We start from the raw sequence: 14,894 nt of genomic DNA on the forward strand, positions 1-14,894 counted from the left end.
CGTTTTCACCTTTCACAAAAATTCTATTGGTGGTTTTGTTTTTCAACAATATGAAGAACCTGCTTATTGATATTGAATAAGCAGGTTCTTGCTGTTTAGTGAACGAGATATTCTTCCTTTAACTCGGATATAGCTACTTCAGACCGCTCTTCTAATGAACGGCGTAGGTGAACGGTCGCTGTTTTTTCATCATCATGAAGTTGATCAATCCAGATGGAAACGCCATTATAGCTCACTTCAAATTCTAACGGTGAGGCGACAATTTCTTGTGCACGCTGAAAATCCAACTGAAGCCCCCCTATTTTTTCTGCTTATTCTTATTTTGCGTGACTGTATTAATCAGCTCCATAAACTCTTGAGAAAATTCCTCACTCACCTTATTTGGTGCAATCTTTTGGTTTTTTGGCGTTTGAGGTAACGAGCCTTTATTATTGCTTTGACCTTGTTTATTGTCTCTTCCCATGTGAGTTGCTCCTTTCCTGTTGATATCATTTAATATGGCTTTGAAATGAATTTTTTATCCCGTCATCACAGATAGCACTTCACATGGAAAAGTCGCATAGCTCTTTGTTTTTTGAGAATAATAATGAGCATTAAGATTTTTTAACAGAAAAATTATCGTTTAATAAAACCCAATTTTGAGGGAATGGGAATCCTAATGCCCAATAACTAATGCCTCTCAGGTTATACTGTTTAGTCATGTCAAATTTGGCTTGTGCACTTCTTGCGTCCTCAAACCATACCTCATGATTCCTTCCTTGCTCATCAACATATCGATAAAAAGGAGATTGTGCAGTTGGATCAAATTGGATTGTTGCCCCGTACTTGATGGCTCTATTGAGAGCTTCCTGAGGACTAAATGTTTCGGCTTCTTGGCCTTTGACATGAGGTAAGAGCCAATCACGCGCATACAACTCAAAACCCAATAAAATTTTATCTGCTGGTATTTCAGTTAAAGCATACTCCACAACTCTTCGCATTTCATTAATGGGGGAAATGGCTTGTGGGGGTCCAAGACGATATCCCCATTCATAGGTCATTAATACCACAAAATCAGCTATTCTCCCATGTGCCTCGTAATCATGCGCTTCATATAATGTTCCAGTTTGTGAAGCACTTGTTTTAGGTGCAAGCGCTGTTGACACTAAATAGCCCTTTGGATGAAGTGTATCCACAGCTAATTGAATAAAGGCATTGTAATTTTCGCGATCAGCTGGCAAAACATTTTCAAAATCAATATTTAATACTTGGTACCCTTTATCTTGCATCACCTGTAACACATTATTCATGACCTTTTTCCGGAGCTCTGCATTGGACAAGACGACATGTGCTAAATTAGAGCCTTCTTCTGTAGAAGTAAAATTAGTGAGCGTTAACATAGGGATGATATGTTTAGCTTTTGCTGCCGCTATCATGTTTTCATCATTGATGGGCTGTAATGTACCATCTTCCTTCATCTTATAAGCAAATGGACTAAAATAAGTGAGTAGATGACCAACAGCATTAATGGAATCTACAGCTTCTTCAGAAGGCTGGTAGGAATAAGCATTGACCTCAATCATCGGTAATTCTCTTGGGATCATCAATTGAGCGCCCACATAAAGCATATTGGGGTTGTTTATTTGATTTTCTACAGCAATGGCTTGAATAGTCGTACCATATCGCTGTGCTATTTGCCATAAAGTTTCTCCTGGCTGCACGATATGAACAATGGGTGGAATAATTAATTTCGTTCCTGGTGTTAATTGATCGGGATTAGTTAGATGATTCTCTAATATGATAGATTGCAAGGGAACGCTAAATTTCTGTGCGATGGACCATAACGTATCTCCCTTTTGAACCGTATACATTGTATAAGGAGAAGGGATAACCAGTGATTGTCCGATGGCTAGTTGATCGGGAGTAGCTAATGCATTTAATTGACTAATAGATTGAACTGGTACAGCATAACGATTGGCGATTTGCCACAGTGTTTCGCCAGCACTCACTACATGAATAAGCATAGAACACCTCCAACACAATATTATTAGTGCATCATATGTTTCAATTGTGAAAATGAGTATTTTAGTGTGTGGCCAATAAAATAGTTGAAACTTCAAATTCTTTTTAAATGAGTTGCATAGGATAAGTATCATTGTGAGAAAGGGGCTTGATATTGAAAAAGGCAAAGCTCACGGGTAGAATCGTGACTCCTGAAGATTCGGATTATGAACAAGCGAGAACGAATAATAATTTAAATAACCCCAAATATCCGAGTGTCATTGTGTTTTGTCAAGAAACGAAAGATGTGGTTAATGCATTAAAATGGGCCAGAGAAAACAATGAGACTTTTAGAATTCGAAGTGGTCGTCATAGCTATGAAAATTTTTCTTTAGTAAATAAGGGTCTTGTCATTGATGTAAGTGACATGAATAAGGTTTCGATTAATCTTCCAGAAATGACAGCTAGGATTGATGCTGGAGCCAATATGGGAAAAGTATATCGTACATTATGGGAACATGGTGTCACCATTCCTGCTGGCACAGAAAGTAGTGTTGGGGTGGTCGGGTTGACCCTTGGTGGGGGTATTGGGATGTTATCACGTCCATTCGGTTTAACTTGTGACAATCTCATTGAAATCGAAACGGTGGTCGCTAGTGGACATGAAGGTGCTCAGGTAGTCAGAGCAAATAAGCAACACAATAATGATCTTTTTTGGGCAAGTCGTGGTGGCGGTGGTGGCAATTTTGGTATAGTCACTTCATTGACATTCAAGTTACATGCGATTAATGAGGTATCACTCTTCTCCATTACATGGGGATGGAATGATTTTGAAGTGGCCTTTGATGCATGGCAAAAATGGGCTCCTTATACAGATAAGCGTCTGACTTCACAGATTGAGTTAAAAACAAAGGAAGTAGGTGAAATCGTTGCACAAGGTGAGTTCATAGGATCAGCAGCTGAATTAAAGAAGTTGCTTCGCCCTCTTAGAAAGGCAGGTTTGCCAACAAGTATTTGGATAAAGGAAGTGCCATATATCAAGGCAGTAGAATTTTTTGATTTACCAAGCGGCAACCAGCCTGCCCTTCGAAAAAGATCAGGGTCATTTTTGGAGAGACCGTTTCCATTTAAGGCGATTCAGCGAATGAAAGAATTTTTAGCTCATGCACCTAATTCAAATACAACGATCTGGCAACAATCTTTAAGAGGAGCGGTCAGTGAAATTGCTCCAAATCATACAGCCTATTACTATCGCAATGCGTTAATAGCGCAAGAATATAATACTTCCTGGGAAAATTCGAATGAGAAAGAACAAAATATGAAGTGGGTAGAAAACTTACGACGCGCTTTATCACCTTATACGTCTGGTGATTATGTGAATTTTCCAGATCGATTTATTCAGGACTGGCAGACAGCCTATTACGGTCGCAATTTTAGAAGGCTGCGAGAAGTGAAAACAAAATATGATCCGTATAATGTCTTTCAATTTCCACAGAGTATCCCACCTATTAGAAAGTGGCTGTAGACTGAGTATTGAGCAGAGTGCAGAGACATTACTGCTCCTTTTTGTTTTTCATGTTTTAGCTTGATAATTACTGTATAAGGGGTCACAATAAACCTATTACATATATTTCTAAAAGGAGTAATTAGAATGGAAAATATTGTTGTTCGTAATAATGTAAAAGTATTCGGACAAGGAGACCAACCGATTATTTTTGCACATGGATTTGGCTGCGATCAAAACATGTGGCGTTTCATTACGCCTGCATTTATGGACAAATATCAGATTATATTATTCGATTATGTCGGCTCAGGTAACTCAGATATAGGTGCCTATTCATCTGAAAAATATCAAACATTACAGGGCTATGTACAAGATTTATTGGACATTATTGAAACGCTATCATTACAAAATAGTATTTTTGTAGGGCATTCCATTAGTGCCATGATAGGACTGCTCGCATCTATCCAGCATCCTAATTATTTTAAAAAGCTGATTATGATTGGTCCTTCTCCGTGTTATTTAAATGATGATGGTTATCGAGGGGGATTTGAGCGAAGTGATATTGCGGAGTTATTAGATATGATGGAAATGAACTTTGCAGGTTGGGCTAGCTATATGGCGCCTATTGCAATGAGTAATCCTGAACAACCAACATTAACACAGGAACTGAAGCAAACCTTTATAGCAGCAGACCCTATCATCGCAAAAGAATTTGCTGAGGTAACATTTTTATCTGATCATCGAAGTGATTTATCAAAGGGAACTGTTCCTTCGTTGATTATCCAATGCTCGGAAGATAGTATTGTGCCAATTGGTGTTGGAGATTATTTACATCAGCATCTCAAAAACAGCACGTTGCAATTAATGAAAGCGAAAGGACATTATCCACATATTAGTCACCCGAATGAAACAATACAGTGTATTACAGATTTTTTGTAGGGAACAATGAAAGGATTGTCAACAATGGACAAACGACTCAATAACGCACCATGTGGTTTTCTTTCCATCACACATGAAGGGCTTATTTCAGAAATCAATCAAACCCTGCTAGATTGGCTCGGCTATGGACAAGAGGAATTATTACAGAAGCATCTAGAAATTCTTCTATCTACGCCCAATAAGATGATTTTTCACTCTTATTTTTATCCTACGATTAATTTAGAGGGGCAAGTAGAGGAATTATTTATTCATCTCAAACAGAAGGACGGGATGTCAGTTCCATTTTTAATGAATGCTAGATTGTATACAGAGGATAGGGTAGAACGAATTGATTGTATTCTAGTAAAGATGAAAAAGCGCATAGATTATGAACAGGAATTACGATCAGCAAAAAAACTACTGGAGGCTGCCTACCAAGAAAAGGATCGAGCATTAGCTAATTTGGAGCAAATTCATGTAGAAATAGAACAACAGCAGGCGAAATTATTAGAGATGAATGCTGCTTTAGTAGAATTATCGATGACAGATAAACTGACTGGTTTGAAAAACAGAAGATTCTTCCAGGAAAAACTTGAACAACATTTCAATTATTTTCACGAGACGGCAGAGCCTTTTTCGTTATGTATTTTAGATATCGATCATTTTAAAAAGGTTAATGATACATACGGTCATCAAGTTGGAGACGATGTCCTTGTTCAATTGGCGCAGCTATTACAGCAACAAGTACGTACAGAAGACACCGTCGCTCGTTACGGCGGTGAGGAGTTTATCATCATCTTACCCACGACCGAGAAAACTGTGGCAAAAGAAATCGGCGAGCAAATTAGACACACCGTGGAGCAGGATGATTGGCCAACAGGTTGTATTACGATCAGTATGGGGATTGCCACAGTAACGTCAGAAGATACAGACACGACATTCATAAAAAAAGCAGACGAAGCATTGTATGTATCGAAAGCGCATGGACGAAACCAAGTTACCCATTTTCATGAAATGAAGTGAATAGCTTTTATATTTCGACTAACAATTTTTGAATGGAAGGCAGATCGGCTGGAGCAAATGGAAGGTCGAGCAACTGCTTGCGGGGAACCCATCTTGCTTCAGCATGTTCCAATATTTGGGGTGTGCCTTTTATAATAGAAGCTTTGTATGTTTCTAAGTGAACGAAAAATTGCTCGTATTCATGGAGGGTTATTTCAACTAGCTCACCTACTTGAATCGTACAGTTAAATTCCTCAAGGATTTCACGATAAAGCGCCTGTTCTGGTGTTTCACCTTGCTCTATTTTACCGCCAGGGAATTCCCAATAATTTGCTAGTACCATTTGTGGATTTCTTAAAGCACAGAAAATTTCTTGTTGCTTATTTTCAATGATGGCTCCGACTACATGTATCGTTTTTTTCATCTATTTTCCTCTCTCCTTGTTTTAATTAGATGTGTATGATTATAGCATGTTTAATTGGTTCTTCACTTGCCACCAAAAGAAAATAACAGTTTTCTCACTTAGCTATGAAATTTGCCATTTCCTAAGGTATAATAGTGGTCAATATATAGGAAAAAGGCGGTAAGAGGTAGCGATGAAGAGAATCGAATCTACGCAAAATGCGTTAGTGAAATATTGGAAAAAATTAGCGACGACAAGAAAAGAGCGTGAACGTTCAGGTGAATTCCTTATAGAGGGCTTCCATCTTGTTGAAGAAGCATTAAAAAATAAAGAGCAAGTATTACAAATTATTGTACGTGAAGGTATAGATTTACCAATGTTGTGGCCAATTGATGATGTAGCTATTGTAGAAGTATCGACTGCGGTAGCGAAGGAATTCGCTGAGACAGAAACTTCTCAAGGTGTTTTTGCTGTATGTAAACAGCCAGTTTTAGAAGATAAAGTGATGACCACTTGGCGAAAAGTGTTATTAATTGATGCTGTCCAAGATCCTGGTAACATTGGAACAATGATTCGTACAGCAGATGCAGCAGGTTTAGATGCTGTAATTTTAGGAAAAGGCAGTGCCGATCTTTATAATCCTAAAACACTACGTGCTGCCCAAGGTTCGCATTTCCATATTCCGGTAGTCCGTGGGGATTTAGCTGAATGGGTAGATTTACTACAGGATCAAGGTGTACCCGTATTTGGCACCGCTTTAGATGAGGAGGCAGTGCCGTATAGCGACATTCAACATACAGGTGCATTTGCGATTATTATGGGGAATGAAGGAAGTGGCATTCAGCCTCAAATATTAGCAATGACAGATCAAAATATGATTATTCCTCTTTTTGGACAGGCTGAATCATTAAACGTCGCAGTGGCAACAGGGATTGTTTTATATGGCTTTGCCAAGTAATTGACGGATCTTTGTGGGACACAGGCAGTTGTCTCTTGATTTGCTACAGTTCATTATTGTATAATCTATTCTAAAATGTATGTTTAAATAGTAAATGCTTTGACCAGGAAGTAGTAAAGATTGTGAATGGACAACAGGGAGCGTAGGCCAGAGATTGAGAGCCAACGCCGTACCAATGCAGTTTTGAATTCAACCTGCGAGCAGCTACCGGGACCAGCGTCATGCTGTAAAGGTGAGCCGGCTTTATCAAGTCGTTATGTCAATGAAGTGATTGTAAGGCGCTTGCCTTGCGATAACTAGGGTGGTACCGCGAATATGTCCTCGTCCCTTTTTTAGGGGCGAGTTTTTTTATGCCTAAAATGCAGGCATTTATTTTCTAAGGAGGTTTTAACATGGAAGAGCAATTAAAACAATTAGAGCAAGAAGCACTTGCTAAAATTGAAGCAGCTGCAAATTTAAAAGAATTGAATGAAGTACGTGTTGCATATTTAGGAAAAAAAGGACCTATCACGGATTTACTAAAAGGGATGGGAAAATTATCAGCTGAAGAACGTCCAAAAATGGGAGCTTTAGTGAATAATGTTCGTGAAAATGTAACAGCAGTATTAGAAACAAAGGTAACGGTTTTAGAAGAAGCGGCCATTGCTGAAAAATTAGCAAGTGAGTCGATTGATGTCACATTACCAGGTCGTGAAATTAAAGTAGGGAACCGTCATCCTTTGACGCGTGTCATTGAAGAAATAGAAGATTTATTTATCGGAATGGGCTATGAAATTGCTGAAGGCCCAGAGGTTGAGAAGGACTACTATAACTTCGAAGCACTAAATTTACCAAAAGGGCATCCAGCTCGTGATATGCAAGATTCATTCTATATTTCCGAGGAAATATTGCTCCGTACGCATACTTCACCAGTACAGGCTCGTACAATGGAAGCCAAAAAGGGTGAATCGATTCGCATTATTTGTCCTGGTAAAGTATTCCGCCGTGATAATGATGATGCAACACACTCACATCAATTTATGCAAATTGAAGGTTTAGTCATTGGCGAAAATATTCGTATGAGTGATTTAAAAGGGACATTAGATACTTTAGCGAAAAAAATGTTTGGCGCAGACCGCGAAATTCGACTTCGTCCGAGCTTCTTCCCATTCACTGAGCCATCTGTAGAAATGGATATTTCTTGTTTCAAATGTGGTGGTGCGGGCTGCAACGTATGTAAGAGCACAGGCTGGATTGAGATTTTAGGAGCAGGTATGGTGCATCCAAACGTATTAGAAATGGCTGGTTATGATCCGAAGAAAGTTTCTGGTTTCGCATTTGGTATTGGTGCAGAGCGTATTGCGATGTTGAAATATGGTGTTGACGATATTCGTCATTTCTATACAAGTGACACTCGCTTCTTATCACAATTCGAGCGAACAGAAGCGTAAGGGGGATAAAACATGTTAGTATCATTAGAATGGTTAAAAGATTATATCAATACACAGGACTTAGCACCTGAGCTATTAGCAGAAAAAATTACACGCTCTGGAATTGAAGTAGATGCAGTCATCGATCGGGCTAACGCTATGGATAAAGTTGTAGTTGGTTACGTTGTGTCTAAGGAAAAACATCCAGAGGCTGATAAGTTAAATATTTGTCAAGTTGATGTTGGAGAAGCAGAGCCACAACAAATTATTTGTGGTGCACCAAATGTCGATGCTGGCCAAAAAGTCATTGTTGCTCGTCCAGGCGCCCATTTACCAGGTGGCATTAAAATTAAAAAAGCAAAACTTCGTGGCCATGAATCAAACGGGATGATTTGTTCCTTACAAGAGCTTGGAATCGAAGGGAAGCTTGTTCCTAAGGCATACTCAGAAGGCATCTTCGTCCTACCAGCAGATGCAGAGGTAGGCTCAGATGCACTGGCTATTTTAGGCTTACGTGATACAGTGTTGGAATTAGGACTAACACCAAACCGTTCAGATGCCCTTTCGATGCTTGGTGTAGCCTATGAGGTAGGTGCCATTCTTTCAGAGGAAATCAAATATCCAGAGATTGCCTATCAAACTGCTAGTGAAAAAGCACAGGATTACCTAAAGCTTCACGTAGAAGATCTACAAGCAAATCCAATGTATGTAGCAAAAGTGGTGAAAAACGTAAAAATTGGTGAGTCCCCAATGTGGCTCCAAAATCGTTTAATGGCAGCGGGTGTACGCCCACACAATAATGTGGTGGATGTAACCAACTATGTATTGATGGAATATGGTCAACCACTGCATGCTTTTGACTATGATAGCCTAGCAACAGGTGAAATCGTTGTTCGTAAAGCAACAGAAGGTGAAAAAATTACAACATTGGATGACCAAGAACGCACATTAAAAGCTTCAGATTTAGTGATTACGAATGGCAAAGAACCAGTAGCGATTGCTGGTGTAATGGGTGGTGCTAATTCTGAGGTAACAGATTCTACAACGACTGTTGTCATTGAATCAGCCTATTTTGATGGTTTAACAGTGCGTCAAACATCTCGTCATCTTGGCCTACGTTCAGATGCATCGGCTCGTTTTGAAAAAGGGGTAGACCCGAACCGTGTCTTACCCGCAGCTGAACGTGCTGCCGCTTTACTTGCTGAATTAGCTGGCGGTGAAGTGTTAGAAGGTACATGTTTAGTAGATGAGTTAGATAAAACACCAGCGCGAGTAGTCGTTTCCCCAGATTTTATTAATGAGCGCTTAGGTATGAAGATTGCATTAGAAGATATGCTTTCTATTTTAGAGCGTCTAAAATTTGGTGTAGAGGCTGCAAATGGTTTATTAATTATTGATGCACCAACACGTCGCCAAGATATTAAAATTGAAGAGGATATCGTCGAGGAAATTGCTCGTCTTTATGGTTATGATGAAATCCCAATGACATTGCCAGAGGGTGCAACACAAGTAGGTAACTTATCACCTTACCAAGCAAATCGCCGTGTAGTTCGTCATTACATGGAAGGGGCTGGCCTATATCAAGCGGTGACATATTCATTAACATCGGATGCATTGTCACAACGTTTTGCCTTGAAAGCAGAGCCAGTAACTCGTTTACTCATGCCAATGAGTGAGGAGCGCTCTACATTACGTCAAAGCCTTATTCCACATTTAATCGAAGCAGCTGCGTATAATGTTGCACGTCAAGCTGAAGGCGTGGCTATATATGAAATTGGTTCAGTGTTCCTTGGTCAATCAAACGAGGGGCAACCGTATGAGGAAGAGCATGTGGCAGCAGTACTAACTGGCAAATGGCTAGATCATGCTTGGCAAGGCGAGAAAAAAGCCGTAGATTTCTTTGTGCTAAAAGGTATTGTCGAAGGTGTCATTGGCAAACTTGGCTTAGAAAATCGCATGACATTTGTGAAATCACAAGTGGATGGCTTACATCCAGGACGTACGGCTAGCATTTTATTAGATGGCGAGCAAGTCGGCATTATCGGTGGACTTCACCCAGCAGAGCAAAAAGCATGGGGTGTAAAAGACACATATGTAATGGAAATGAATTTAGTGGCTCTGTTAAATGCAACGGCACAAGAAGCACCACTTGCCTACACACCAGTGCCTCGTTTCCCAGCTATGTCTCGTGATATCGCCCTTATTATGGACCGTTCAACTACTGCTGGCGAAGTAATGGAAGCTATTGACGCAGCGGGCGTGAAATTATTAAAAGATATCCGCGTATTCGATGTTTACGAAGGAGAGAAAATGGAACCAGGTAAAAAATCGGTTGCCTTCTCTCTCACATACTTTGATCCAGAACGTACTTTAACGGACGAAGAAGTAGTGGCCGCACATAACAAAGTGTTAAAAGCCATTGCTACAATTGCAGGTACAGAAGTACGCTAATAGATGTGAAAAAAGACTGTCTAACGAGGCAGTCTTTTTTTGTTTGAGAATGTGAAGGTGAATGTGATTTGAGAGAGGGTGAGTCTGCTCAAAAGAGAGTGAGAGGTGATCCTGAAAGTGTGGAACCCGCTCAAAAGAGAGTGAGAGGTGATCTAAAAAGTGAAGAAGCCGCTCAAAAGGAAGTGAGAGGTGATCCGAAAAATGTGGAAACTGCTCAAAAGGAAGTGAGAAGTGATCCAAAAAGTGTCGAAGCCGCTCAAAGGGAAGTGAGAGGTGATCTAAAAAGTGAAGAAGCCGCTCAAAAGGAAGTGAGAGGTGATCCAAAAAGAGAGGAACCCGCTCAAAAGAGAGTGAGAGGTGATCCAAAAAGTGTGGAACCCGCTCAAAAGTTAGTGAGAGGTGATCCAAAAAGTGTGGAACCCGCTCAAAAGAGAGTGAGAGGTGATCCAAAAAGTGTGGAACCGCTCAAAAGGAAGTGAGAAGTGATCCAAAAAATGTGGAAACTGCTCAAAAGATAGTGATTCTAAAAGAATCGAAGCTACTAAAAATATAGAATGAAAGATATCCACAAAAAATTATTAAAAAACTATATTTAGAGCAGCAAAGTTGATCAAATAAATAGTTTCACAAATAGTCTAGGAATGGTTAATTTTCCTTGCTATAGTCATTTAAAAAAGGTGTGATAAAATGTTTATTAAACCGTATGAGGAATCGAAAATGACATTAGGTTTGCGAGCTTTAGTTAGAAGACTCACAGCAAAACATCCTTTATATGATCAAATGGCAAGGTAGCTATTACAGGCTGAAGCAGGCGAATACGGTGAAAAATATATTTTGAAACAACTGGAGAAATTATCTTTTACGAAGAATTTTCAAGTTTTACATAATATCACTATTCAGCATCCATTCTCATTACAATTAGATGTTGTGGTGATAACGCAATATGAGGTAATAATTATTGAAAGTAAGAATATTCGAGGGGACGTGGAATTAAAAAACCGACCACGTCAAATGATTCGGACTCTTGATACGGGTGAACAGCGCGTATTTAATCATCCTGAAGTCCAACTTGAGGAATATGTATATAATTTAAAGGAATTTTTCAAGCAACACCAAATTGAAGTACCTATCAAGGGCATCATTGTTTTTCCTTTTAATAATGCTCGAATCACTTATGAGGATGGATTATTTCCAGTGATGATGGCAAGAGAGTTAACGAGCTTTTTGCAACAACGTCCAATGAAGTCAAAAACTATAGATTGTCAATATATTAGTGCATTACTTGTGCAACACAACAAACCGTATGAGGGCTTCCCGCTTTGTCGTTACTATGGGATAGAGGTTGATGCGATTCAAACAGGTGTGATCTGTCCAAAATGCGAATTTGGGCAGATGCATTGGTTGAAGATGAAGTGGACCTGTTCCAGCTGTCTTTATTCTAGTAAAAAGGCACATTTATCTGCTCTACTAGATTATGGAATGCTCATTAATAAAAATATTACGAACGCACAAGCACAGCGTTTTTTACAGTTAAACAATCGCCATACGATAAAAAGAATGCTAATGGCTAATTGTTCTCGGAAAACGGGATTAAAAAGATCAAGAGATTACCAAATTTTTTTATGACGTTAAAAAAAAATGCTAGAAGCGGTTTATCTAATTGGAGACCCGCTCTGAAAGGTGCCTGAAGCGCTCAACCCAAATAGGAAACCGCTCTAAATTAATAACAAAGCGCTCAACCCGAGTAGAAAGGCGCTCTAAAAAGGTACGAAGCGCTCACCTCAAGTAGGAAATCGCTCTAAAAAGGTAGCAAAGCGCTCACCCTAAGTAGGAAACCGCTCTAAATTAGTAACGAAGCGCTCGCTCCAAGTAGAAAGGCGCTCTAAAAAGGTAACGAAGCGCTCGCTCCAAGTAGAAAGGCACTCAAAAAAGGTAACGAAGCGCTCGCTCCAAGTAGAAAGGCGCTCTAAAAAGGTAACGAAGCGCTCAACCCAAATAGGAAACCGCTCTAAATTAATAACAAAGCGCTCAACCCGAGTAGAAAGGCGCTCAAAAAAGGTAACGAAGCGCTCACCCGAAGTAGGAAACCGCTCAAAAAAGGTAACGAAGCGCTCCCCCCAAATAGAAAACCGCTCCAAAATGTATCTGAAGCACTCACGCTTCTCAGGAACCCCAAAAAACCCTCACCTTATTTAACTCTCACAAAAGTACCTCGCCATTTTAAACAACCAATAATACAATTTATTTCATCTTCCATGCTTTATCGATATGGGCGAAATGCCATTTTGTTATGGAGCGTAGAAATTCTTCGCCTTGATTACGCCAGATTTGAGCTGCTTGCATATCTACCACACCATTTTAAACAACCATTAATACTATTTATTTCATCTTCCGTGCTTTATCGGTGTTGGCGAAATGCCATTTTGTTATGGAGCGTAGAAATTCTTCGCCTTGATTACGCCAGATTCGAGCTGCTTGCATGTCTACCTTGTTAGAAGCGCCCTTCATTAATGTAAGCCCTGCGATGTCACTCAAACGGTCCATTTCCTTTAAAAAGGCAGCACGAGCTAAAATAGATGCTGTAGCCACAGCTACATGTAGTTGTTCTGCTTTGGTAGAAAAGTAGACGTTTTCTTGTACAAGCTCACGTTCATTTTTTAAGTAATTATAATAGACACCACGTTCGGCAAACTGGTCAATTAAAATAAATTCAGGTTTTTCAGGTGCCATTTTTGATAGCGTGTTTTGTAGGGCCTTGTTATGCATCATAGCTTTCATCTTACCTTGGGAATAGCCTTTTGCTTGTAAGCTGTTATATTTCTCATTGCGTAAGACGAGAACACTATGGACACAGGCTGCACGTAAATCAGGTGCAATTTTTCGCATATAATCATCTGTTAGCATTTTTGAGTCTTTTACGCCAAGCTCATTGATGAGTTCGATTTTGGAGGTAGGCACATATACTGCTGCTACTGTGATAGGACCAAAATAATCACCTGTACCTGTTTCATCTGAGCCTAAGACAGACATGGTTGCGAAATTGTTAGGCAGTACATCACCTTTTGCCCCGATAGCTGAGGCGGACGGGGTAGCTGTTTTTTCAATAGTTCCCCAACGCGCCGCCTCGCGTTCAGCACCGCCCCCTTGGAACATTAATTTTCCTGATTTATACATAGTTATGGCTGTATCTGGTAGTTTTGCAGCAAAAATGACACCAGGTGCCTTTCGCTCTATAAAATGTGTTGCATAGTAAGTCATCACCTCTTTTTGAATATTTGTTGAAATGGAAAGCACAATATTTGCCATTTAATCGTTCCTTTCTGTCCTCATTGTTCACAATTTTATACCTTTCATGGTATGATAATAAATAGCTTTTTTGTGTGATGGTGCTCACAGGCCTCTAAAATCGTGTGTGCATCGAATTTATAGGAGGGTGCGACTATGGAAAAACAAGAAAAGAATAAAATTTCTGTGGAAATATATGGTCATACATATAAAATGGTCGGCTCAGAATCCATTGGCCATATGCGACTTGTTGCTTCGATTGTTGATGACCGGATGCGCGAGATGAGCGTACATAATCCCTCACTTGATAGCACAAAACTTGCTGTTCTGACAGCAGTAAATACAGTACATGATTATTTACTGTTAAAAGAACGAATGGAGCAATTAGAAGAAGAATTGAAAAAATTAAAGGGTTGAAGAGAATGTTAGATTTAATCATATTAGTGGTACTGTTAGCTGGAATTGGCGTCGGTGCAAAACGAGGTTTCATTGTACAAATGATGCATATTGTCAGCTTTGTAGTAGCCCTAATTGTTGCGTATATTTATTATAAGCCATTAGCACAAAAATTTGTATTTTGGGTTCCGTATCCGGGTGTCACTGATACAGGCAGCCTTGGCGTTGTTATTGATAGTCTAGATTTAGACCGCACCTTTTATCGGGTGATTGCCTTTGCTGTTATTTTCTTTGCAGTAAAAATAACGTTGCAAATCGTGGCATCGATATTTGACTTTATTGCGTATTTACCTGTGCTAAATACAGTGAATCGTTGGCTTGGGGCGCTACTTGGCATGATTGAAAACTATTTAATTATGTTTATTTTGCTATACGTGTGCGCCTTATTACCAGTAGATGTCATTCAAAATTTAATGTCGAAGTCATTGTTAAGTGGTCTCATGTTGGAGCATACGCCGATTATTACAAAGATGTTCCAAAACTGGTGGTATATTTATATGCAATAGTAACTGTGCACTTCTCTCTGTC

Annotated in this window: 14 protein-coding genes and 1 pseudogene; 10 read left to right on the forward strand and 5 right to left on the reverse strand. The window is 39.6% G+C overall.

The window, feature by feature from the left end; genetic code table 11:
- Window positions 1–95 precede the first annotated feature (95 nt).
- From ACEVFT_RS07280 to ACEVFT_RS07290, 3 genes are all read right to left on the reverse strand, one after another.
- A complete protein-coding gene (locus ACEVFT_RS07280; RefSeq protein ID WP_004226369.1) occupies window positions 96–287 on the reverse strand; it encodes an H-type small acid-soluble spore protein in 192 nt (63 codons plus the stop codon).
- A gap of 11 nt (window positions 288–298) precedes the next feature.
- Window positions 299–463: a YfhD family protein gene (locus ACEVFT_RS07285; RefSeq protein ID WP_004226371.1), complete on the reverse strand. Its 165-nt coding sequence runs from the start codon at window positions 461–463 to the stop codon at window positions 299–301.
- A 130-nt stretch (window positions 464–593) separates the two neighbouring features.
- Window positions 594–2,003, reverse strand: coding sequence for a glycoside hydrolase family 18 protein (locus ACEVFT_RS07290; protein ID WP_393949049.1), 1,410 nt, complete (start codon window positions 2,001–2,003; stop codon window positions 594–596).
- Between the two features lie 152 nt (window positions 2,004–2,155).
- On the opposite strand from ACEVFT_RS07290, the gene ACEVFT_RS07295 reads away from it, so the two are divergent.
- The 3 genes from ACEVFT_RS07295 to ACEVFT_RS07305 all read left to right on the forward strand — a co-directional run bounded on the left by ACEVFT_RS07295 (window position 2,156) and on the right by ACEVFT_RS07305 (window position 5,425).
- A complete protein-coding gene (locus tag ACEVFT_RS07295; RefSeq protein WP_393949052.1) occupies window positions 2,156–3,505 on the forward strand; it encodes an FAD-binding oxidoreductase in 1,350 nt (449 codons plus the stop codon).
- Window positions 3,506–3,631: 126 nt separating this feature from the next.
- A complete protein-coding gene (locus tag ACEVFT_RS07300; protein ID WP_205444881.1) occupies window positions 3,632–4,423 on the forward strand; it encodes an alpha/beta fold hydrolase in 792 nt (263 codons plus the stop codon).
- A 24-nt stretch (window positions 4,424–4,447) separates the two neighbouring features.
- The gene (locus ACEVFT_RS07305; protein ID WP_393949054.1) at window positions 4,448–5,425 is read left to right on the forward strand and encodes a sensor domain-containing diguanylate cyclase; all 978 of its coding nucleotides are present in this window, start codon (window positions 4,448–4,450) and stop codon (window positions 5,423–5,425) included.
- Between the two features lie 7 nt (window positions 5,426–5,432).
- Here the strand turns inward: ACEVFT_RS07305 and ACEVFT_RS07310 are convergent, their stop codons facing one another.
- Complete coding sequence (locus ACEVFT_RS07310) at window positions 5,433–5,828, reverse strand: (deoxy)nucleoside triphosphate pyrophosphohydrolase (RefSeq protein ID WP_393949056.1); 396 nt, start codon at window positions 5,826–5,828, stop codon at window positions 5,433–5,435.
- A gap of 172 nt (window positions 5,829–6,000) precedes the next feature.
- On the opposite strand from ACEVFT_RS07310, the gene ACEVFT_RS07315 reads away from it, so the two are divergent.
- The 5 genes and pseudogenes from ACEVFT_RS07315 to ACEVFT_RS07335 all read left to right on the forward strand — a co-directional run.
- Complete coding sequence (locus ACEVFT_RS07315) at window positions 6,001–6,765, forward strand: TrmH family RNA methyltransferase (protein ID WP_393949058.1); 765 nt, start codon at window positions 6,001–6,003, stop codon at window positions 6,763–6,765.
- Window positions 6,766–7,157: 392 nt separating this feature from the next.
- Window positions 7,158–8,195: a phenylalanine--tRNA ligase subunit alpha gene (pheS, locus tag ACEVFT_RS07320; RefSeq protein ID WP_205444872.1), complete on the forward strand. Its 1,038-nt coding sequence runs from the start codon at window positions 7,158–7,160 to the stop codon at window positions 8,193–8,195.
- Between the two features lie 12 nt (window positions 8,196–8,207).
- Window positions 8,208–10,625, forward strand: coding sequence for a phenylalanine--tRNA ligase subunit beta (gene pheT, locus ACEVFT_RS07325; protein ID WP_393949061.1), 2,418 nt, complete (start codon window positions 8,208–8,210; stop codon window positions 10,623–10,625).
- 68 nt (window positions 10,626–10,693) lie between these two features.
- Complete coding sequence (locus ACEVFT_RS07330) at window positions 10,694–11,104, forward strand: hypothetical protein (protein WP_393949063.1); 411 nt, start codon at window positions 10,694–10,696, stop codon at window positions 11,102–11,104.
- 343 nt (window positions 11,105–11,447) lie between these two features.
- Window positions 11,448–12,251: pseudogene (locus tag ACEVFT_RS07335) on the forward strand (nuclease-related domain-containing protein); the annotation flags it as partial.
- A gap of 753 nt (window positions 12,252–13,004) precedes the next feature.
- Here ACEVFT_RS07335 and rnhC read toward each other — a convergent pair.
- Entirely contained in the window at window positions 13,005–13,931 is a 927-nt protein-coding gene (gene rnhC / locus ACEVFT_RS07340; protein WP_393949065.1) for a ribonuclease HIII, read from the reverse strand.
- A 135-nt stretch (window positions 13,932–14,066) separates the two neighbouring features.
- Between rnhC and zapA the strand changes: the two genes are divergently transcribed.
- On the forward strand, window positions 14,067–14,327 hold the full coding sequence (gene zapA, locus ACEVFT_RS07345) for a cell division protein ZapA (protein WP_036128254.1): 261 nt from the start codon (window positions 14,067–14,069) through the stop codon (window positions 14,325–14,327).
- 5 nt (window positions 14,328–14,332) lie between these two features.
- On the forward strand, window positions 14,333–14,872 hold the full coding sequence (locus tag ACEVFT_RS07350) for a CvpA family protein (protein ID WP_205444863.1): 540 nt from the start codon (window positions 14,333–14,335) through the stop codon (window positions 14,870–14,872).
- Window positions 14,873–14,894: the final 22 nt, after the last annotated feature.

This window comes from Lysinibacillus sp. PWR01, from assembly GCF_043359455.1.
GTDB lineage: Bacteria > Bacillota > Bacilli > Bacillales_A > Planococcaceae > Lysinibacillus > Lysinibacillus fusiformis_F.